The organism is Bifidobacterium sp. ESL0769 (assembly GCF_029395495.1).
In the GTDB taxonomy this organism is placed as follows: Bacteria; Actinomycetota; Actinomycetes; order Actinomycetales; family Bifidobacteriaceae; genus Bifidobacterium.
In genome coordinates this window covers 2,289,231-2,309,556 of record NZ_CP113918.1, presented here as the reverse complement: position 1 = coordinate 2,309,556, position 20,326 = coordinate 2,289,231, and the positions used below count along the sequence as shown (strand labels likewise).

Annotated in this window: 14 protein-coding genes; 11 read left to right on the top strand and 3 right to left on the bottom strand. The window is 55.0% G+C overall.

Annotation, left to right across the window (positions count from 1 at the left end):
* Window positions 1–19 precede the first annotated feature (19 nt).
* Window positions 20–1,942 (top strand): AMP-binding protein, encoded by a 1,923-nt coding sequence (locus OZX72_RS08960; protein ID WP_277158345.1) that lies wholly within the window; start codon window positions 20–22, stop codon window positions 1,940–1,942.
* A gap of 177 nt (window positions 1,943–2,119) precedes the next feature.
* On the opposite strand, the gene OZX72_RS08955 is transcribed toward OZX72_RS08960, so the two are convergent.
* A complete protein-coding gene (locus OZX72_RS08955; protein ID WP_277158344.1) occupies window positions 2,120–2,926 on the bottom strand; it encodes a hypothetical protein in 807 nt (268 codons plus the stop codon).
* A gap of 1,124 nt (window positions 2,927–4,050) precedes the next feature.
* Between OZX72_RS08955 and OZX72_RS08950 the strand changes: the two genes are divergently transcribed.
* From OZX72_RS08950 to OZX72_RS08925, 6 genes are all read left to right on the top strand, one after another.
* On the top strand, window positions 4,051–5,349 hold the full coding sequence (locus OZX72_RS08950; protein WP_277159426.1) for an MFS transporter: 1,299 nt from the start codon (window positions 4,051–4,053) through the stop codon (window positions 5,347–5,349).
* A gap of 359 nt (window positions 5,350–5,708) precedes the next feature.
* A complete protein-coding gene (ilvC, locus tag OZX72_RS08945) occupies window positions 5,709–6,764 on the top strand; it encodes a ketol-acid reductoisomerase (protein WP_277158343.1) in 1,056 nt (351 codons plus the stop codon).
* Window positions 6,765–7,024: 260 nt separating this feature from the next.
* Window positions 7,025–8,371, top strand: a complete 1,347-nt coding sequence (locus OZX72_RS08940) for a gluconate:H+ symporter (protein ID WP_277158342.1) — start codon at window positions 7,025–7,027, stop codon at window positions 8,369–8,371.
* Between the two features lie 114 nt (window positions 8,372–8,485).
* Window positions 8,486–9,835: a D-serine ammonia-lyase gene (locus OZX72_RS08935; protein ID WP_277158341.1), complete on the top strand. Its 1,350-nt coding sequence runs from the start codon at window positions 8,486–8,488 to the stop codon at window positions 9,833–9,835.
* 182 nt (window positions 9,836–10,017) lie between these two features.
* Window positions 10,018–10,728 (top strand): PAS domain-containing protein, encoded by a 711-nt coding sequence (locus OZX72_RS08930; protein WP_277158340.1) that lies wholly within the window; start codon window positions 10,018–10,020, stop codon window positions 10,726–10,728.
* Between the two features lie 565 nt (window positions 10,729–11,293).
* Window positions 11,294–11,824, top strand: a complete 531-nt coding sequence (locus OZX72_RS08925) for a hypothetical protein (protein ID WP_277158339.1) — start codon at window positions 11,294–11,296, stop codon at window positions 11,822–11,824.
* Window positions 11,825–11,890: 66 nt separating this feature from the next.
* Here the strand turns inward: OZX72_RS08925 and OZX72_RS08920 are convergent, their stop codons facing one another.
* Window positions 11,891–13,084 carry an ATP-binding protein gene (locus tag OZX72_RS08920; RefSeq protein WP_277158338.1) on the bottom strand — a complete coding sequence of 398 codons (1,194 nt, stop codon included), beginning with the start codon at window positions 13,082–13,084 and terminating at the stop codon, window positions 11,891–11,893.
* Between the two features lie 366 nt (window positions 13,085–13,450).
* Here OZX72_RS08920 and OZX72_RS08915 point away from each other — a divergent pair, with 366 nt between their 5' ends.
* On the top strand, window positions 13,451–14,884 hold the full coding sequence (locus tag OZX72_RS08915; protein ID WP_277158337.1) for a DUF5067 domain-containing protein: 1,434 nt from the start codon (window positions 13,451–13,453) through the stop codon (window positions 14,882–14,884).
* An 88-nt stretch (window positions 14,885–14,972) separates the two neighbouring features.
* On the opposite strand, the gene OZX72_RS08910 is transcribed toward OZX72_RS08915, so the two are convergent.
* Window positions 14,973–16,547 carry an amino acid permease gene (locus OZX72_RS08910; RefSeq protein ID WP_277158336.1) on the bottom strand — a complete coding sequence of 525 codons (1,575 nt, stop codon included), beginning with the start codon at window positions 16,545–16,547 and terminating at the stop codon, window positions 14,973–14,975.
* Between the two features lie 715 nt (window positions 16,548–17,262).
* On the opposite strand from OZX72_RS08910, the gene OZX72_RS08905 reads away from it, so the two are divergent.
* The 3 genes from OZX72_RS08905 to OZX72_RS08895 all read left to right on the top strand — a co-directional run bounded on the left by OZX72_RS08905 (window position 17,263) and on the right by OZX72_RS08895 (window position 20,244).
* A complete protein-coding gene (locus OZX72_RS08905) occupies window positions 17,263–18,801 on the top strand; it encodes an amino acid permease (RefSeq protein WP_277158335.1) in 1,539 nt (512 codons plus the stop codon).
* A 396-nt stretch (window positions 18,802–19,197) separates the two neighbouring features.
* Window positions 19,198–19,401, top strand: coding sequence for a hypothetical protein (locus OZX72_RS08900; protein WP_277142805.1), 204 nt, complete (start codon window positions 19,198–19,200; stop codon window positions 19,399–19,401).
* A gap of 315 nt (window positions 19,402–19,716) precedes the next feature.
* A complete protein-coding gene (locus OZX72_RS08895) occupies window positions 19,717–20,244 on the top strand; it encodes a transcriptional regulator (RefSeq protein ID WP_277158334.1) in 528 nt (175 codons plus the stop codon).
* Window positions 20,245–20,326 lie beyond the last annotated feature (82 nt).

The window sequence follows — 20,326 nt, the reverse complement described above, 5'->3', positions numbered from 1 at the left end:
AGATCGGGGGAAATCTGTTATGGATAATTGGGTGCTGAAACGCGCGATACTGACGCCGGAGCGTACGGCGGTTTACGACGGCGAGACGCGCTATACGTTCGGCGAAGTATTCGACGAGGCACAGCGGTTGGGCGCGGTGCTCGATAGGTTCGGCGCGTTCAAAACGCAAAACGTCGCGATGGTTTCCAACAACAACGTTCGCGGTTATCTGCTGGCGGTCACCTTGCTGCTATACGGCAAGACGGTGGTGTGGCTCAACAAGCGTCTGACCAATGACGAGCTCGCCGGCCAGATGCGCGACGCCGGTGCGGCCTGCTGCCTCAAGGACGACAGTCTGCCTGAAAATCTGCTGGGTGGCATTCGTGTGAATAGTTCGAATAAGAAAGCGGCCCACCTAACCAAGAGCGTTGGTGATGCTGACGTTTCGGGGGATGACGGATTTCGTATTGTCGGTTTCGATGAGATATTTGCCAAAGCTGATGATTTTAAACTCGGCGGCACTGGCACGGATTTGGCCGGTTCGCAAAAGACTTCCCGCAATCCCGTTTCCGTTTATCGTTCTTTTGCGTCTGAACCTGCATCCTCATCCCCGTCAGAAGTCTCGGCCGTGAAGAATTCCTTCAGCGATAACGGCGTGGACCCCATAGTTTCGGCTCCGTCGATTCCGCGCGAATTCGACGACGACCAGGTGGTGAGCATCATGTTCACTTCCGGCTCGACCGGCGCGCCGAAAGGCATCCAGCAGACCGTGCGTAATCACTTCACCTCGGCGACGAGCGTGGCGTTGAACCTCGGCACGAGCCCGACCGACGAGTGGCTTTGCGCAGTTCCGATTTTCCACATCAGCGGTTATTCCATCATTCTGCGCGGTCTCATTTTTGACGTCGCCGTGCGTCTGATGGACCACTTCGAGGCTTCCGAAATGGAACGGATCCTCACTAACGAGCCAATCTCCTGGGTTTCCGTCGTGCCGACGATGCTCAAAGAGCTGGTGCCCGAGCATGAGAAGCGCATTGCGGTGGTTGCGGGTTCGGCAGATGGCTCCAATCCCGGTTTGCCGGATTCGAGTTCTGGTTCAGGCGTATCGGCCACCGGCACCGGTTCCGACATTTCCTCTGACAGTGACGCTCCCGTACCGTTGCCTGCCAACTTCGGCTATTCGCCAGCGTTTAAGGGCTTTATTCTAGGTGGCGAAAAGTCCGACCTCAAACTGCTGAAACGCTGCCATGCGCTTGGCATGATCGTCGTGCGTTCGTACGGCATGACCGAAACTTGCTCGCAAATCGTCGGCACCAGTACAGGCGACGGCGCTCGCAAACTGCTGGCAAGTGGCAAGCCGTACTTCACCACGTCGCTGAAACTCGCGGACGAAACCGATGAAATCCTCATCAAAACCGACGCACTCACGCCTGGCTACCTCAACCGGCCAGGCATCTTCGAAGCCAAGAAAACCGCTGATGGCTGGTACCGGACCGGCGACGTCGGCCATATCGATGACGACGGCTACCTTTACGTCGACGGCAGGCTCGACAACATGATGATTTCCGGCGGCGAGCACGTCTTTCCCGAGGAGGTCGAGCGCGTCTACGCCGAGTGCCCGGGCATCGATGGAATCGCCGTCACTGCCGAGCCCGATGAAAAGTGGGGCGAAGTCCCTGTCGCCTACGTGGTGTGCAAAGAGGCTGGCACTGGAACATCACAGGGTGTTGGTGCCGGTACGGGCAGTGGCGCTGGTGCTGGCACCGGAAAACCCCCGGCAAGTAGGCAGGGCAAGCCGAAAGGCTCCAAGATGGAAGTCTCCGCTTCCTTGACCGCTCAATGGCGCGAGTTCGGTCGGGGCAACCTTGCGCATTACAAAGTCCCGAAGCGCTTCTACCGGGTCGATTCCCTGCCGTGCACGAGCACGGGCAAGGTTCGTCGCTTCCTGCTTGGTAAAAGCTGAAGCCGAAGGCGGTCTATATCGGGGAATGCTGGCTGACCGTTGCAGAGGTCAGTTGCGCGTTATCTTTCTGCTGTCAATCCAATCGTCGTTCATCCAATCGTTGCCACTGTGAGTGTTTCTGCCAGATTCGACGTGAATTCTGCTATCACGCACAGCTTCGGTTGTAAGGCATTGTGCCTATAGGTCGTCGCCGTAGAACCAGCGTCGGAAGCGGAGGCGGCGGCCCTTACTGGAGTTGGGAGCGAAGTTTAGGGTGCGCTGGTGGGCGTTGAGCATGCGGGAGCGGCACCAGTCGGCGAACCCGTCCGGATCGGCGAGGGCGCGGGTGTCGACGAGTACGCAGTCGTCCACGTTGCCGAGCCGGTAGCCTCTGCCGTTGAATATCGTAGTGTTGATTTTGCCTGCGGCGGAAGGGCCGATGACGATGGCGTGTGGTGTGCGGCGCACGCATTCAACCTCGTCCCATGGCACGCTGACGGTGTATGTCTTGCCGGATACCCATCGAATTAGTTCCAATCCTCTGTTGGAGGCGGTGAGCCGGCATGGTGTCTCCCAGCCGGGCCCGTAAAGCTGCGCGCCCGTCACTCTGCGCCACTGCAAGCGGTGCAACATTGCGTTGGATGTAACCGCCGGGAACCAAGTGTGCCATTGCCTGTACAAGCCAAACATCATTGCCATATGCCGGATTCCGCGCGAGAAAAAAATGATCAGGAAAGCCGATAAAAGGATAAATGTGACAGCGCCAAAGAAGATGGGATGTTTTTGCTGATATATCACGCCGTCTAGGATGCTGATAATTTCTCCGGCGGAGCAAATCGCGAAAAATGTGATGCTGAAGAACTGAAGTTTGCGACCGTAAGCGTTGGCGGCATCGACGAATTCTTCCATGACTGGTACCGTGAGTATGAAGTCATAGTGCTGCTCGTCAGAGGCAAGTTTGGCGAATGGCTGGGCCATCTGTCCATTCATGTATTGCTGTTCCATAAAATCACCAATCCTCTGGGAACCAACTGTCGGCTTCCTCCTGTCCTAGCATGCCAACAATGACTGTTCCAACGGCAATCCCTCCCGGACCTGCGAATGAGCCGAGTATAGCTCCTGCAGCGGCACCGCCATCGCCGACGATAGTGACAACGAGGTCCTTTGCAGCACGTTTGCCTCCGGCCTGTAACGCTCCTGAAATGCCACCGGTCTTGTAGCCCTCATGACCTGTGTGGATAATGTCGTAGACATTGTAGACAGCGATAGCTCGGCCCAGGAATTTTCCGCTTAGTGTGCGCTCGCCATATTCGGGCGTCTCCTTTTAAAAGTAACTGTAATTATTCTAATTTAATAATAACAGCGTATCCAAGTCGATGATGGGAATGGGGGCATTGATATAGCGGATGTTTGTTTCTCGCGCTTTTTGTTACGTAATGTTGTCCATATAGTGGACGTTGTGGCGGTGGTCGCACTCGGACTCGCCTATAGTAATCCACTAAACGGGTCACGAACCCGAAAGAACTTGGTAAATGTTGAAAGGAGGACGCCATGAAGAACGGATTGATGAATCTTAACGAGCAGTCTGCGCGAATTATTAGCCCGTCTTCGTTGGCGGCCTGATTTTTCACATTCAGCTTGAGCCCCGCCAATGAAGGCAGGGCAAGCAAGCAAATCGTTCAGTCGAACGAAAAATGATATGAACAATATCTAGCGTATAGCTTTCTGAGCCCTGCATTCAAGCGCAGGGCTTCTTTTTGTTATTACGCCCCAAAAGGTCACCGTGGTAATGCCGCAAGTTCGTGCACGAACACAACTGAAATACTCGATAACTCAACAAAGCAAAACTCAAACCGACTACACGACCAGGAATTCAAACTGTATCAAAGGATTTCGGATCGGCCAGCCTGCGAAACGCAAGACGCAAAAAGTGCCAGACGTAACGCAGGCCTCGGGCGGGGAGAGCGACAAAGAGCGACGAGAGAACGAATGAAGCAGTAATCGGTGCGGAAAAGACAAACGTGCCGGAGGAGAACATCATGACATCAGTCGACACAGCGACTGTAAACGGCAGTGGCAGTGCCAGCGGCAACGTTGGAGCCACCGCACGCAAGGCAAAACTTCAGGAGATGGCACACGATTCGGTGGGCACCGTCATTGCCGCCTCTATGGTCGGCACGGCCATTGAATTCTACGATTTCTACGCTTACGGCACCGCTTCGGCCAACTATTTCCCGAAGATTTTCTTCTCGGACAAGACCAACCCCACCGTGGCGCTTCTGGTCAGCCTACTGACTTTCGCCATCGCGTTCATCGCCCGTCCGCTCGGCTCGCTGATCTTCGGCCATTATGGCGACAAGATGGGCCGCAAGACCACGCTGGTCGTCAGTCTGATGACCATGGGCCTCTCCACCTTCCTCATCGGATGCCTGCCGACGTATAGCCAGTGGGGCCTGCTCGCGGTTGTCGTGCTCTGCCTTTGCCGCTTCATTCAGGGCATCGGCCTAGGCGGGGAATGGTCCGGCGCAGCCCTGGTCGCCACGGAAAACGCCCCGGCTAACAAGCGCGCACTCTACGGTTCCTTCCCGGAGCTCGGCGCACCGATCGGTTTCTTCCTCTCCAACGGCACCTACTTCGTGCTTGAGTCCTTCTGTACCCCGGCGCAGATGCTCGCCTGGGGCTGGCGCGTACCGTTCCTGCTTTCCATCGTCCTCGTCGTGGTCGGCCTCGTCGTGCGCGTCCATATGGAGGAGACCCCGATCTTCCGCCTCGCCCAGGAGCAGAAGAAGACCGTCAAGTCGCCGCTGAAGGAAGTCTTCCGCACCAGCTGGCGTCAGGTCCTGCAAGCCACGTTCATTGTCGCGGTCACCTACACGCTCTTCTACACTTTGGCCACCTGGTCGCTCGCTTGGGGCACCAAGACTAGGCGTGAAGGCGGCGGCGGACTCGGCTTCACTAACCGCGAGTATCTGCTGATGCTCATGGCCGGCATCTGCGTCTTCGCCCTGTTCATCGTGCTCTCCTGCGTCTACGCCGACAAGCTCGGCCGTCGCCGTGTGCTGATGTTCTCCGCGGTCGCGCTGGTCGTCTTCTCCTTCGTCTTCCCGTATCTGCTGATGGGTCACCGCAACTTTGTGGAGATCATGGTCTTCTTGTGCGTCGGCTTCGCCCTGATGGGCATCGCGTTCGGCCCGGTCGGCGCAATCCTGCCTGAGCTCTTCAGCGCCAACGTCCGTTACTCCGGCTCCGGCCTGGGCTACAACCTCGCCGCCATCGTCGGCGCGGCTTTCGTCCCGACCGTCGCCACCTGGCTCTCGTCGCACTGGGGTGTTCGTTCCGTCGGTCTCTATATGGCCGTGATGGCGCTGTGCTGCTTGGTCGCCCTGCTCACCTGCAAGGAAACCAAAGACACCGACTTCACCGCGTGATCGCGTTGGGCTGTCGCCATGCGGCTTGGTTTCGTCGGATCGGTGGCAGTCCTTATATATACATGCAGTTAGGTGATGGATAGTCATTTGCCCCAAGTAGTTTTATAACTGAATATTTATAATTAAAAAGTAATTAAAAATTTGAAAATGGCTGTTGATTCGGGATTTGTCCCGTCTCATTTTGTAAGAAATACCTGTTCGATTATTGGACAACGGCGCGGTTTGCACTGTGACCGGCGTTACAATGAACGAACAACGGGACAAAATCCCTTTTCGATCAAGAGCCAATTTCTACGCTGTGGCAGGCAGATTGCCTAGTCCGGCACAATAAATAATAAATTATGCAAGGAGTGCATATTATGGCAGCACAAATCTGGTACGAAGACGACGCTGATCTCTCCGTTCTCGACGGCAAGAAGGTCTGCATCATCGGTTACGGCTCGCAAGGTCACGCTCACGCGCTGAACCTGCGCGACTCCGGTGTGGACGTCGTCGTCGGCCTGCGGCCTACCTCCAAGTCCGTTGAGTACGCCAAGGAGCAGGGCCTGGAAGTCAAGCCCGTCGCTGACGCGGTCAAGGAAGCGGACATCATCATGTTCCTGGCTCCTGATCAGTATCAAGGTCAGATTTACAAGGACGAGGTCGAGCCCAATATGAAGCCTGATGCGGCGCTCGCCTTCGCGCACGGTTTCAACATTCGTTACGGCTACATCAAGCCGGGCAAGGGCCACATGACCTTCATGGTCGCTCCGAAGGGCCCGGGCCACATCGTCCGTCGTGAGTACGTCGCCGGCCGCGGTGTGCCGGTGGTCGTCGCCTGCGAAAACGACGACAAGGGCGACGGCTGGGCCATCACCCTCGCCTACGCCAAGGCTCTGGGCGCCCTGCGCGCCGGCGCCATCAAGACCACCTTCAAGGAAGAGACCGAGACCGACCTCTTCGGTGAGCAGGACGTGCTCATGGGCGGCGTCAACCACCTGGTCGAGACCGGTTTCGAGGTCCTCACCGATGCCGGCTACCAGCCGGAGATTGCCTACTTCGAGGTCTGCCACGAGCTGAAGATGCTCGTCGACCTGATGAACGAGGGCGGCCTGAACAAGGCTCGTTGGTCCTGCTCCGACACCGCTCAGTATGGCGACTTCACTTCGACCGTCATCGACGAGCATACCCGCCACAACATGGAGCATCAGCTCCAGCGCATTCAGGACGGCTCCTTCGCCAAGGAGTTTATGGACGACCAGGCCAAGGGTGCCCCGCGCTTCAAGGAGCTGCAGCAGAAGTACAGCCACGAACGCATCGAGACCGTCGGCCCGAAGCTTCGTTCGATGTTCTCTTGGCTCAAGGGCAAGTCGGCCGACGCCGACGAGAACGAGTCCTTCAACGGCGACATCGCCCGTACCCAGGTTCAGAAGTGAGCTTGCTGAAGGTTCTTGCCAGCTAGTCTGAGAATTTCGGTTAGTTTTCAGGATTTAAAGGTTGTCATCGGGTTTTCTGCCCGATGGCAGCCTTTTTTTGATGTGCGTATTGCGACAGTTAATACATTTTTCACGACTTAATTATTCTGAATAAAGCGGAGTTAATTAAATTTCAGGAGAAACACCAATAAAGTAGAAATAATTTCTTACTAGTGATAATATATTTTTACTAGGAGCTGTTTCACTACAAAGGAGTTGAGATGAGCACAGGTCCATTATTGGTTGTTCTGCTTATCGCCATCGCCGTGATAGTGCTGTTGATCGTCAAAGTCAAGATGCATCCGTCTCTGGCTTTGCTGATTGCCGCATTCTTCGTGGCGTTTGTGACGAAAGTGCCATTGGGCAAAATCACTGATACGATTCAAAACGGTGTGGGGGATACACTGGGATTCCTCACACTGATTATCGGCTTCGGCGCTGTCCTTGGCAAGCTGCTTGAAGTGTCGGGCGGGGCCCAGCGCCTTGCGTCGACGATGCTTAGGGTCTTCGGCAAAAAGCACGCCACCATCATCATGGCTTTGCTGGGGTTGATTTGCGGTATTCCGGTATTCGTCGAAGTAGGTTTCGTCCTCTTGGTCCCGCTGGTGTTTGTGGTGGCGAAGGAAGCGAAGATTTCCCGTTTGAAGGTCGGCATCCCGCTGGCCACCTCGCTGATGGTGGTTCATTGCATTCTGCCTCCGCACCCCGCTGCGACGGCCATCGCTGGCACCTTGCACGCCGATATCGGCACCGTCATTTTGCTCGGTCTCTGCGTCGCTATTCCGTCGGTATTGGTTGGAGCTGTTCTTTTCGCGCATTTCGCGATTCCCGAGAAGGATGATCCCAATGAGAAACTCGAAGAGGATCCGTCCGCTAATTTCGTGGAGAAGGATGAGAAGGATCTTCCCGGCTTCGGCATCACGCTTTTCACCATTCTTCTGCCGCTGCTCATCATGGTGACGCGCACGATCTGCGAGCGTGTGCTTCCTGCCGACATGCTGGCCATGAAGTGGATCAACGTCATCGGCAACCCGATCACGGCGTTGATGCTTTCGCTGCTGTTCGCCTATTTCTCGCTCGGTCTTCATCGTGGCATGAATATCGAAAAGCTGCAGACCCTTACGGATAGCTCGTTCGGCCCTATCGGCGGCATTCTGCTGATTATCGGCGCCGGCGGTGCGTTCAATGCGGTGCTCACCGCTTCCGGCGTGGCCCCGAGCCTCGCGAAGGTGCTTTCCGGCCTGCCCGTCAGCCCGATTATCCTGGCTTGGCTCATCGCGCTGATCCTGCATTTCGCCGTGGGTTCCGCCACGGTCGCGATGATGAGCGCTGCGGGAATCGTGCTGCCGATGCTGACCGCCACACCGGGATTGTCCCCGGCGATTATGGCGCTCGCCATCGGAGCTGGTGCCATCGGCCTCACCCACGTTACGGATTCGCTGTTCTGGATGGTCAAGGAATATCTGCATATCACGGTTCCGCAGGCCTATAAGACATTGACCGTAGGCACCACCATCACATCCATCGTGGCGCTGTGCATGACCCTGCTGCTGAGCCTGTTCGTCTGAGCACGCAACGCAACACCTATATATAACCTATATATATCTATATTTCGAACGTTAATTAATCCGTTGCGTATCGATGGGGTACCCGGCGGAAGTAAAGGAAACAAAGGAGTCGAAATGACAAAAGAAGTATTGGGAAAGCCAATCAGCCAGTGGGTTGACGAATTTCCGTTGATTGATACGCTGATGAAGGAAGAGGAGACGACCTGGTTCAACGACCGTCTTCAGCCCACCGAGCAAGGCATGAAGCAGGTCGGGCTGAGCGTCAAAGACGTTGATGACGCCGCGGCGAGGCTCAAGCGTTTCGCACCGCTGATCGAAGAGCTGTTCCCGTCCACCAAGCCGACGGAAGGGATTATCGAATCCCCGCTCGTCGCCGTTCCCGACCAGCGCCACGCCCTTTCGAAGCGTTATGGGCAGGAACTGCCGGGCCAACTGTGGGCGAAGCTCGACAGCGAGCTTCCCATCAGCGGTTCCATCAAGGCCCGTGGCGGCATCTACGAGGTGCTGAAGCACGCCGAGGATTTGGCCATGGATGCCGGTCTTCTCACTTATGATGACGATTATCGCAAGCTGGGAACTCCCGGAATGCGCAAGTTCTTCAGCCAATACAAGATCGCCGTGGGCTCGACGGGCAATCTCGGCCTGTCCATCGGCATTATGAGCGCGGCGCTTGGCTTCGATGCCAGCGTGCACATGTCGGCGGACGCCCGCCAGTGGAAGAAGGACAAGCTTCGCGCCAACGGCGTGCACGTCTTCGAGTATGAGCAGGATTATTCGGTGGCTGTGGCGGCCGGCAGAAAAGAAGCCGAAGCCGATCCGATGGCCTACTTCATCGACGACGAGAATTCCTCCACGCTCTTCCTGGGCTATGCGGTGGCGGGCCGTCGTCTCGCGGGCCAACTGCAGGCTTGCGGCGTCGAAGTCGACGAGGACAACCCGCTGTTCGTCTATCTGCCTTGCGGCGTCGGCGGCAGCCCGGGCGGTGTCGCGTTCGGCATGAAGACCGTGTTCGGCGACAATGTCCATTGCATCCTCGCGGAGCCGACGCATTGCCCGTCAATGCTCATCGGCACCTACACCAAGGAATACAACAACGTCTGCGTGCAGGACTTCGGCATCGACAATGTCACCGCGGCCGACGGGCTGGCTTGCGGCCGTCCCTCGCAGTTCGTCTGCAAGGCCATGGAGCATCTTATCGATGGATTCCTGACCATCGACGATGATGAGCTCTACCGCATTGAAGCCCAGCTCCATAATTCGTGCGATATCGATATCGAGCCTTCTGCAGCCGCCGGTTTCGTGGGCCCGTGGCGCGTGCTTGCCGGCAAGGAATACCGTGATCGCATGGGCCTTGACGACACCAAGATGGCGCACGCCACCCACGTTTCGTGGTGCACGGGCGGCTCGATGGTTCCTCGCGACGAGATGGCATCGTATATCGAAAAGGGGAATGGCCTACTGTAAAGCCGGAATTTTGAAGTGAGGTTTTCGTCAGGCGTGTGTGTGGTGTTTGCCGTGCCGCGCCTGACGATTTTTATATCCCTTTTGCGCAAACGGGATACGGCTGCTGTATAGGAGGAAGTCCGATGGATGAGCAGAATCCTTTGGAATCAGATGCATACCATGGTTACGAATATGATGGGGGTATGGCAACAAAACGATTTTCTCGCGCTCGCAATGCGGAAGAGGAAAAACTTGATACGCAATTGCTCCAGCAATTCGTTCCGCTGGTCGAATTCCTCGGCAAAGTGCTCGGGCCGAGAAGCGAAGTAGTGCTTCACGATGCTTCCAAGGCCGACAAATCCGTTATCGCAATTGCCAACAATCAGGTTTCCGGCCGTCAAGTAGGCGCGCCCGCGACCGATTTCATGCTCAGACTATTGCAGGAAGGTAATGCGAACGGCAAGGATTATGTCGTCGGCTACCAAGGAAGAACGGCGCTGAGCAAAAACGCTTTGATATCGTCCACGTATCTTATTCGGCGAAAGAAGCGGATTATCGGCGCTCTATGCATCAATACCGATCAGACCCCCTTCCTCAGGCTGGAACGAGCGCTGGAAGAGGTGGGCGCGTCCTATTCATTTGCCGCCCAAGGCGAGACGCCTCAGTCGCATGAGGAAGAAAATCTCATCACCTCGATTGAGGACGTCGCCACCGAAGTGATTGCCGATGCCAGCGCCAAGGCCGGTACGGACGTCGAATCTTTCGGCTTGGACCAGCGTCTTGCCGTGATTTCGCAGTTGAATGACCAGGGCTATTTCAATTTCAAAGGCTCGGTCGCCAAAGTCGCCAAGCAGCTGGGCATCTCAGTATCGACGACATACCGTTATCTGCATATGATCGACGATCAGCAATGAGTTTTCTTGTGTTGACAAACCGATATTCCGTTTGTTAAGCCGTAAATTCAGCAGGGTTGTCATCGGGTTTCTGCCCCGGTGGCAGCCCTTTTGATGATAAGTTAACAGTATTTATTGATACCTGTTGATGAGCTGTTGCAGATTGTTGAATAGGCTGCTGATGGCCGTAGCTGACTGTTAATAGGTCACCGATAGGCCGCTGGTGGGCTGTCAATCGGCTGCCAATAACCAGACAGTTTCGTTGCATGGAACTCGCATTGCATTGTATGACGTCATGATAATGTGACGTACTTCACAATGAATAAAAATGGTAAAAACGTAATTATCGTCTTGATGTAATGCAGAAACGTTCTGCTGTATGACGAAAGGCCACGGCGGGGCAAATTCGCATCAAACCTTATGCGTGAAAACAGGCGTCATCTCGCGCATTACTAGACAAAACGCGAACGCGATATTGCGATACGCTACTTAGACATTACAAAAAAGAAAGCAATTTTGTACCAGCGCGAGAAGGCACTACGAGTGCCGACAAGAGGCAATGCGCAATGTTCTAAGGATAACAGCCATGACCACACGTAACGATTTCAACAAACAGGGTAACGTCACAAGCAAGCAAAGTGACTTTGCGGGCAACCACAATGACTTTCACAATGACTTTACGCTTAGGCGCAATGGCGTCACCGATCGGCAGATTGCCGGCAAGCGCGATAATTCCGAGATCAAGTCGGGCGGCTTTGCGGTGGAGCGCGATAACGCGGCAAGCAAGGGTGACAGTCGTCCGGCCAAGCGCGGCGTCTTCGCGCGCAAGCACAAGGACTTCGCAAGCAGCTACAAGTTCGTCGACAGCACTAAGAGCTCCGCGAACAAGCAGGGCCTTCTTTCCCGGCTCGGTTCTTGGAAACGCATCGCGGTCTTGGCATTCGTCTTCATCTGGGTCGCGCTCGCCTGCTTCGCCACGTTCAAGGCGTTCAACACCACGACCATCGTGACGGAAAATCCGCAAACGGTTTCCGCGACCTACGAGCAAAAGCAGCCTGATGCCGACAAGCCTGCCACCGCGGTTCCTGCTGTGGATTCGGCTTCTGTAACGGTGTAGGTTCCCAGTGGTCGTGCCGATTGTGCGTTAATCCGCGACTTTCGGAATTCGCAACGAAAGGCGATGTTATTGATTATCGAGCAGCCAGTCGAGCAGGTTCACCTGCTTGATGCCGTCGTGGTCGCCGTTGCCGATGCGGTCCAGAGTCAGCAAGGTTTTGGGATGGTTGTCGTCGATGTTTTTCAGCGGTGCGAGTTCACGGTCGAGAGTCGCGCTGTCCAACACGGTCTGCGAAACCCGGAAATAATGAACTCCGTCGGCATCGGTGGCGCAAAAATCAATTTCCTTGGTGCCGATTTTTCCGATGGAAACGGTGCGGTAACGCCGCAAAAGTTCAAGGTAGACCACGTTTTCGATGCGATGGCCGGTGTCGCCGCCAGATTTGCCGAGGAACCAGAATCTGAATCCGGGGTCGCCCAGGTAGTATTTCTCAAGTGTTTTCATATAGGCTTTGCCCTTGATGTCGTATCGCTCGGCACTGAAGAGTAGATAGTTTTCGCAAAGTGCCGCTATATATTCGCGGACGGTGTTGGGGGAGATGCCCTTATGTTCCTGTTTCATCGTGTCCGCGATCCCTTTGACCGAGGTGATATTGCCAACGTTGTCGGCCAGGAACGCAGCTACTTCGTTGAAAGCGGGCATATTGATTTTCGGGTGTCGCACCGCGATGTCTTTAACGAGAATGGTGTTGAACACACCGCTGAGGTAATCGGCAATGCTTTGTTCGTCGTCGAGGTAGGTGGTGTATGGCAGGCCGCCGTAGGTGAGGTAACGTTCGAACGATTGATCGACGGTTTCCGATTGTGGCCGGGTCGTTCGATACTCAGCGAACGAAAGCGGGAACATGTTGAGTTCGACGTAACGGCCGGTCAGCAGTGTCGCAAGCTCGCTGGAAAGCAGCTTCGCGTTCGATCCGGTGATGTAGATGTCGGTATCGTTGCGGATATACAGTGCGTCCACAGTTTTCTCGAAGTGCTCGACGTGCTGGATTTCATCCAAAAAGATATAGTTCTGACCGTGTTGCAGACGCTTGACAATGTAGTCGTAAAGCGGCTTGGCTTCAGTTGGGTAGCTCTCATCGAGACTTTCGAAGTTGATGGCGATGATGTTTTTGGGGTTGACGCCTTCCTTGGCGAGGCGGCCGCGGAAGATCTCGAGTATCTTTGACTTGCCGCTGCGCCGCATTCCCGTTACGACTTTGATGGGTTCCTTATCGCGCCAGCGTTCCAGCCAATCCAAATAATAAGGACGATCAATCATTTTCAACTCCAAACCTGTCAGTCTGTTGACAACTTTAGCATGAAATTAAAAGTTCTGTCAGTCTACTGACAAGATTGATAGAAAATTGAAAGTTCTGTCAGTCTACTGACAACTTTTGCGGGAAAGTTCGGAAATTGTCAGCCTGTTGACAGAATCTTGGATTCTCGCAGGTGCTTTGAGAGCATGACGGATGAGATGGGTGCGTAAGTTTGCACCAACGGCGGGCTGTGATCAGATTCGCAGAAACAGTGTTGTTTATACTGCTGGGGACTCGAGTGGAATTATATTGTGACTAATATTGTCTATTGTCAATAAAGGGAGTGGACGGCCCGCTGCCGGGAAGTGATTGGAAGGACAATAAACACAATGCAGGAAGATAATAACCCATACGGTGGCGGCACGTCGCCGCAGCCCAATACACCATACAACGGCCAGCCGGTATACCCGTGGCAGCAGTCGGCGGATTCCGCGCCGCAGCAGATGAACCCGACGCAACAGAACACAAACCCGACGCAAGCTCAGCAGCCGGCGAATTTTGCGGATTCGCAGCAATCGCAGCGCATGCCGTGGCAGCAGCCAATAAATTCGGTACTTCAGCAGTCGGATTCCGCACTGCAGCGCTCGTCGGAGCCAGAATCGCAACAGCAGAATGCAAACCCGGCGCAAGTACCGCAGTCGGCGGATTCCGAGGCATCGCAGCAATCGTCGGGTTCCGCGTGGCAGCAGGTAGATTCGGCTTCAGAGCAGTCGCACGGTTCGTCGGCGCAGCAGCCAACCAATCCCGCACGATCGCAGCAATCTGAGGCTCCGTCATGGCAGCAGTCGGGCACGGCTCCTCAGAATTTGCAGGGTTCGTGGCAGCAGCCGGTAAATTCGGCACCGCAGCAAGCAGCCGGCATACCGACGCCGCAGCCGGCGGGATCTGTGTATCAGCAGCCAATGGATATGTCGTCTCAGCCTCCGACCGCTCCTGTCTCTGCGCCCCCAATGGGCACGTCGTCTCAGCCGCCGATGGGCATGTCGCCGCAGCAACCGTTTGGGCCGGCGCCGCAGCGTCCGCGTATGGCCATCGTCTCGCTGATCCTGGGCATCGTCGCCATCGTCCTGTTCTGGATTCCGATTGTCGGCATCGCCTGTGGCATCGCCGCCATCGTGACCGGCTTCATGTCCATGCGCAAGATCAACGCCGGAAGGCTTCCCGGCAAGGGCCTGTCAATCGGCGGTCTTGCTACCGGCATCATTGCCGCCGTCCTTTCGGTTATTGTCTTCATCGCTTCGTTCAATACCATAATGGGCGCGTTCAGCGGCAATGGAGGAACGCCGAGTTTCTCGGATTCTTCCGCAATTTCGGCTTCTCCTCGCGGTGACGATAAGCAGAAGAAAGAGCAGCAGGACTACAAGAACCCGGAAGAGAAGGTGCTGAAAGGCAGCGGGAGTTTCACGGATACCGAAGTGAAAATTGCCTCCGCCAAGCGAGGCCCGAAGGATCATGAGGGAGCGTGGACGCTCGTTGTCACTTATCAATATAAAAATACAGGCAAGGAAAAGACTTCTTTCCTGAAGGCTGTTGACGACAGGGTTTCCCAGAACGGCATCACCCTCGTAAAGGATTATCTTCCGGACAATACTGAGGGATACAGTTTCGATAGTTACGACGCTGACGTAGCGCCAAACGCCAGTTCGAAGGTCACTGTTGCCTACAAACTCATCGACGGCTCAACGCCTGTGAATGTGGTGCTTCAGTCCGGCATCAATTTCAAAGAGCGTACGTACGTCACGCAAACAATCAACATTAAGTGATAAAACTACGGCTTTTGTAATAGAAAACCGCGATTGAAAATCTGCGCCCAAAGGTTTGAATATCTTTGGGCGCAGATTTTTGTTGTTTCTAGGAGTTTTCGGCATTCTCCGTGCCCGTTGCGTTCGCTGCCTTCGTTGCACTCTTTTCGCGCGTCTCTTTCAACACTTCGGGACGGGCGGAGGAGACGTCCATATCCTTGAGCTTGACGATGTGGGTGTGATGGGTGAACTTAAAGCCGAAGTAAAGGATGGCGACGAGGATGACGCTGAAATAGGTCATCAGGATTTCGCCCCAGTTGCCGGAAGCGAAGGCCGGGATATCCTGTCCGCAGATGACGACCAGGCAGATGACGATGGCGAGAATCGGGCCGAATGGGAAGAGCTTCGCGTGGTACTTCAGCTCCGAAAGCTTATGTCCCTGTAGCTTGAACGCGCGACGGAAGCGGAAGTGGCTCAGCGCGATGCCGATCCAGGAGATGAAGCCGGTCAGGCCGGTTGCGGTGACCAACCACATATAGAACTTCGGGCCGAAGATACTCGACGAGAAGGCCAGTGCCTCGATGCAAAGTGTGGTAATGAGCGCCGCCAGCGGCACGCCGCGCTTGGTGGTGGTGCCGAGGAATTTCGGTGCGTAACCGTCCTTCGCCATGCCGTAAAGCATACGGCTTGAGGCGTAGGCACCGGTGTTGACGGCGGAAAGAATCGAGGTCAGCACCACGGCGTTCATAATGCTTGCGGCACCTGCCAGACCGGCCTTCTCGAAGACGATGGTGAACGGCGACATCGCGACGTTGGTGTCGGAGGCGCCGAGCAGATTCGGATCGGTGTAGGGAATGATGGCCGCAATCACAAAAATCGACAAGAGATAGAAGAGCACGATACGCCAGAAGACGTTGTTGATGGCCTTCGGCACCGCCTGGCTTGGGTTTTCGGATTCGCCGGCGGTGACGCCCACGACTTCCGTGCCTTGGAACGAGTAGCCGGCGATGAGGAAGACGCCCATGATGGCGGGCAAGCCGCCGATGAACGGCCCGCCTTTATACGTGAAGTTCTTGAAGCCGATGGCCGGCTGGAACATGATGCCACAGATCATCAACAGGCCGATGACGATGAAGATGATGATGGTGACGACTTTGATCAGCGCCAGCCAGAACTCCGTCTCGCCGAACGCGGAGACCACGAAAGCGTTGAGGCAAAAGATGATGACGAGCATCGTCAGGCTCCATACCCAGCCCGGCGATTTCGGGAACCAGTACTGCATCAAAAGCGCCGCCGTCGAGATGTCGGTAGCACCGGCGATGGCCCAGTTGAGCCAATAGTCCCAGCCCATCGCGAATCCCAGCGCCGGGTCAACGTATTTGGAGCTATACACGGCGAAAGAGCCGGAAACTGGCATGTTGGTAGCGAGCTCGCCGAGGCTGGTCATCAAAAAGTAGATCATGATGCCCATGGCTGCGTAGGCCACGAGTCCGCCGCCTGGCCCGGCTTCGGCGATGGTGCCGCCGGAGGTCATGAACAGACCGGTGCCTATGCACCCGCCGAGCGCGATCATCGAGATGTGACGGGTCTTGAGCTTGCGGACGACGTGGTTGCCGCCCTGTTTCTGGGGTTTGCTGGCTTGGGCATTGTTGCCGGAAGTGGCATTTGCGTTGTTGCTGCTCATGCTTTGGCCGCCATTGCGAGTAGGGATGTCGTCATCGTCAAAGAGGCGTGGTGGTGGCTTGCGCTGGGCATATATCTTATGTCCGAACCGTTGCAGCCTTTACTGCTCGTAGTGTTACTTCTTGCTGTGCCCGACTCGCTGGTCATGTGGCGCTCCTCTTTCACGGGATTCCCTGCTCGTGTATTACGTATCGCGTCCTTCGGCGCGATGGTTGCGACGGAAATAAAACTCATGGGCCGTTTTGGCCGTGACTGGCGGTCGGAATTTGCGGCTCGTTTGAAAATTCCCCCAACATGTCGAAAGTGTAAGGGTGCAAACGGATATTTGCGTGGATAGGTTCAGGATGCGGTGAAGCTTTCCGGCGATTTGTGGCGCGTTCTGGTTATGCGTTACATATCAATGTGTTCCCGCGTCCCATCTGTTTCAAGCTGGTTTTGCTTTTTGCAATGCAAACTCTCATTTATGCGTTGAGATAGTCCACGTTATGAGATGTGGCCCGAAACTTTTGCATTTCGGCCGAAGGGGAGCGATAACCCCTGAAATAGCGTGTTGCTTATGTGAAAGTGTCCAATTAATTTTGTTATTTTTTATCATATATTGCCATTTTGTTGGTGATAAACCCCGCAAAACCGGGCTTCGAAACCTTGATGTCATCTCTCGCGGCGTACTCTATTCACTATTGCGCGTATAAGCAGCAAGAAGCGAAGGGAAAATTATGACACAAATGGATGAAAGCAGCAATGCCAGAACCAATGCCGATACCAACGCCAAAGCTGCAACTGATACTTCGGCAAACATCCGCGGTGGCAGCGCCGGCGAAACGGCCAACAAGCTCGAGCGCGGTCTGAGCAACCGGCACGTCCAGTTCATCGCCATCGGCGGCACCATCGGCACCGGCCTTTTCCTGGGCTCCGGCAAGTCGATTGCGCTGACCGGCCCGAGCATCATCCTGGTCTACATCCTCGTCGGCATGATGATGTTCCTTCTGATGCGCGCCATCGGCGAGCTGATGTACTACGACCCCAACCAGCACACGTTCATCAACTTCATCGGTAAATACCTCGGCTCCGGTTGGGGTCATTTCGCGGGCTGGACCTACTGGATTGTTCTTATCCTGATGGGCCTCTCGGAACTCACCGCCGTCGGCACCTACTTCGTCACCTTCTTCGACACGTTCGGCTTCAACCTGCAAAAATGGCAGCCGCTCATCGAGGTCTGCTTCCTTGCAGTGCTCGCGATTATCAATCTCATCGCCGTCAAAGCGTTCGGTGAGACGGAATTCTGGTTCTCGATGATCAAGATCACCTTGATTGTCGGCCTGATCGTCACTGCTATCGTGATGGTTGTTATCGGTTATCACTATCCGGCCGTCCATATTCATGGTCTCGATCACGTCAGTCCTGCCGGCCATGCGGGGCTCGACAATATCTTTAAGGGCCTCTCGCTGGCTCCGAATGGCTGGCTAGCGCTTCTGATGAGCTTCCAGATGGTCTTCTTCGCCTACGAGATGATCGAGTTCGTCGGCGTCACCGTCTCAGAGACCAAGAACCCGCGCAAAGTACTGCCGAAAGCCATCAATGAGATCATCATGCGAATCCTGATCTTCTACGTCGGCGCGCTTGTCGCCATCATGCTCATCGTGCCGTGGCGCACGTTCAAGCCGAACAAGGACGGCTCCTTCGCCTCCCCGTTCATCATGGTCTTCCAATACGCGGGCCTCAACTGGGCTTCGGCGCTGGTCTTCTTTGTCGTGATCACCGCCGCGTCCTCCGCGTTGAACTCCCTGCTCTATTCCGCAGGCCGTCACCTCTTCCAGCTGGCTGAAGTCTCCACCTCGTCCGTGCTGCGTCCGCTCGGCGTCGTCTCCAAGCGCAAGGTGCCGGCACGTGCCATCGTGGTCTCCGCCTGCTTCATTCTCCTGTCGCCGATCATCAACGCGATTCCGAAGGTTTCCAACGTCTTCGTGCTCTTCTCTTCGGCTTCCAGCGCCGTGATTATCTTCGTCTACGTCCTGACGATGATCGCCCACCAGCGTTATCGCCAGTCCTCCGATTTCATGGCTGACGGTTTCGTGATGCCGGCTTATAAGGTCACGAACACGTTGACGATCATCTTCTTCGTGTTCATTTACGCGACCCTCTTCCTTTCCTCGGATACGCGCGGATCGGCCATTGCCGGGTTGGTCTGGTTGGTGCTGTTCGGCGGCTATAGCCTGATTCGTTACCGCGGAAAAGAGGCCGAGCTTTTGGTTTGAAAGAACCATAACCATTGCCGTTAAAAAATCTTCGATTAGAACGTTTGATTGCCTCGACGCGCCCTCTCTCAGGCGGGTTTCGCTCTGAGCAAGAAAAATTTTAAAAAGGTTTTTAACGATTTTTAATTTTCCGAAAGTATCGCAAAAAATAATTTTTCCGATAGTTATTATTGGAATATAATTGTGAAAATCGTTGTGAAACGCGGGGTTTGAATCGAAAAAATGAAACGCCGTATTACCTAAAATTGTATCGGAATCTGGATATACTACATCAATGTAGTTTGTGCAACGGTAGCTGGCCGCCGAATGGGCCCGAAACTGTTCCCGTTTGCCGGGAAAGTGATACAATAAAAACTATCTGTAACGCAGATTTTCACGAACAAACGGAGGTAGGAAATGGCTAAGGCAGTTAAGGCACAGCATGGAGTTCGTCAGCTTCAGGAGCGTACTTGGTGCGTTCGTGCGACGTCAGAGCTGGCTGATTGGGTTCTTTCGGGCGCAGCGGACGAAGAGGTTCGTCCTTCTGCACTCATTCGCGAGGCAGTTGGCGAGTATCTGAAGCGTCATCACGCTGATCTTCGTCCGGTCGCCAAGGCCTGATTGAAATTTTCTAAAACTTTCCGCGTTTGCGCTTGATTTGTGCGGACGCTGCCACTTGTCGCTTGATGCGGCAGGTGGTTTTTTTATTGCCTCGTGGTATGGCTTTCCTGCGAATCGGGGTTTTGTCAGGAAGTGGACTTTGTCAGTGTTTATATGGTGCTGGGGTTCAGAAATGGCAAATAGACAATGCAGAGAACCGGTTCCTTGACTGATGTAAAGTATGATACTCTTCACATTTGGTAAAATATTGCTAGTGTTAGCTATTTAATAGTGTTAGCATTACGTACGCAATAATCTTCTAGAAACGGAACGGTCATGGGATTCGAACAGGAAGCGCTGCAGACGCTGCGCGATACGGTGCATGGCAACAAGTCGGCCATGTGGCATCAAGTCGAAGGTGCGGGCAAGGGAGAGCCGTTTGTGCTGCGTCATTTGCTCAAGCACGGCACCCAAACTCCCTCGCGTCTGGCCGAAGCGTTGCATGCCAGCTCCGGCAGGATTTCCGCGTTGCTTGGCACGATGGAGAAAAAGGGCTATATCACACGAGAAATCGACGATCACGACCGGCGCAATATCCTGGTCTCGTTGACGCCGAAAGGTACTGAACAGGCTGAGCGCGACCGTGATGACATCGATTCGGTCGTCCGCTGGATTTTCTCGCAGATGGGGGAGCGCCGCACTCGTGAGTTCGTCGACCTTGCCCAGGAATTCATGACCTACATGTCAGTGTGCAAGCCCGGCGCTCCGAGGCCTACTGCCGAAGAGGTCAAGGCTGCGTTCGCGGCCCAGAGGGAACGAAGCGACAAGAAGGCTGAGGCCGCTTCTGCGCCAGCCAAAGCATAGAAACATATCGGTTTTCGCAGTTTCCTACGCGTTGGGTGAAAAGCAGGCATCATCCAGAAGTCACGAGTATTGTACTTTCAGT

What these genes read in the sequence shown, in the direction of transcription:
- OZX72_RS08925 (WP_277158339.1), top strand. Translation starts at nt 11,294, where the DNA reads ATGACCACACGTAACGATTTCAACAAACAGGGTAACGTCACAAGCAAG.
- OZX72_RS08895 (WP_277158334.1), top strand. Translation starts at nt 19,717, where the DNA reads ATGGGATTCGAACAGGAAGCGCTGCAGACGCTGCGCGATACGGTGCAT.
- OZX72_RS08920 (WP_277158338.1), bottom strand. Translation starts at nt 13,084, where the DNA reads ATGATTGATCGTCCTTATTATTTGGATTGGCTGGAACGCTGGCGCGAT.
- OZX72_RS08935 (WP_277158341.1), top strand. Translation starts at nt 8,486, where the DNA reads ATGACAAAAGAAGTATTGGGAAAGCCAATCAGCCAGTGGGTTGACGAA.
- OZX72_RS08905 (WP_277158335.1), top strand. Translation starts at nt 17,263, where the DNA reads ATGACACAAATGGATGAAAGCAGCAATGCCAGAACCAATGCCGATACC.
- OZX72_RS08910 (WP_277158336.1), bottom strand. Translation starts at nt 16,547, where the DNA reads ATGAGCAGCAACAACGCAAATGCCACTTCCGGCAACAATGCCCAAGCC.
- OZX72_RS08900 (WP_277142805.1), top strand. Translation starts at nt 19,198, where the DNA reads ATGGCTAAGGCAGTTAAGGCACAGCATGGAGTTCGTCAGCTTCAGGAG.
- OZX72_RS08960 (WP_277158345.1), top strand. Translation starts at nt 20, where the DNA reads ATGGATAATTGGGTGCTGAAACGCGCGATACTGACGCCGGAGCGTACG.
- OZX72_RS08950 (WP_277159426.1), top strand. Translation starts at nt 4,051, where the DNA reads ATGGCACACGATTCGGTGGGCACCGTCATTGCCGCCTCTATGGTCGGC.
- OZX72_RS08940 (WP_277158342.1), top strand. Translation starts at nt 7,025, where the DNA reads ATGAGCACAGGTCCATTATTGGTTGTTCTGCTTATCGCCATCGCCGTG.
- OZX72_RS08955 (WP_277158344.1), bottom strand. Translation starts at nt 2,926, where the DNA reads ATGGAACAGCAATACATGAATGGACAGATGGCCCAGCCATTCGCCAAA.
- ilvC (WP_277158343.1), top strand. Translation starts at nt 5,709, where the DNA reads ATGGCAGCACAAATCTGGTACGAAGACGACGCTGATCTCTCCGTTCTC.
- OZX72_RS08930 (WP_277158340.1), top strand. Translation starts at nt 10,018, where the DNA reads ATGGCAACAAAACGATTTTCTCGCGCTCGCAATGCGGAAGAGGAAAAA.
- OZX72_RS08915 (WP_277158337.1), top strand. Translation starts at nt 13,451, where the DNA reads ATGCAGGAAGATAATAACCCATACGGTGGCGGCACGTCGCCGCAGCCC.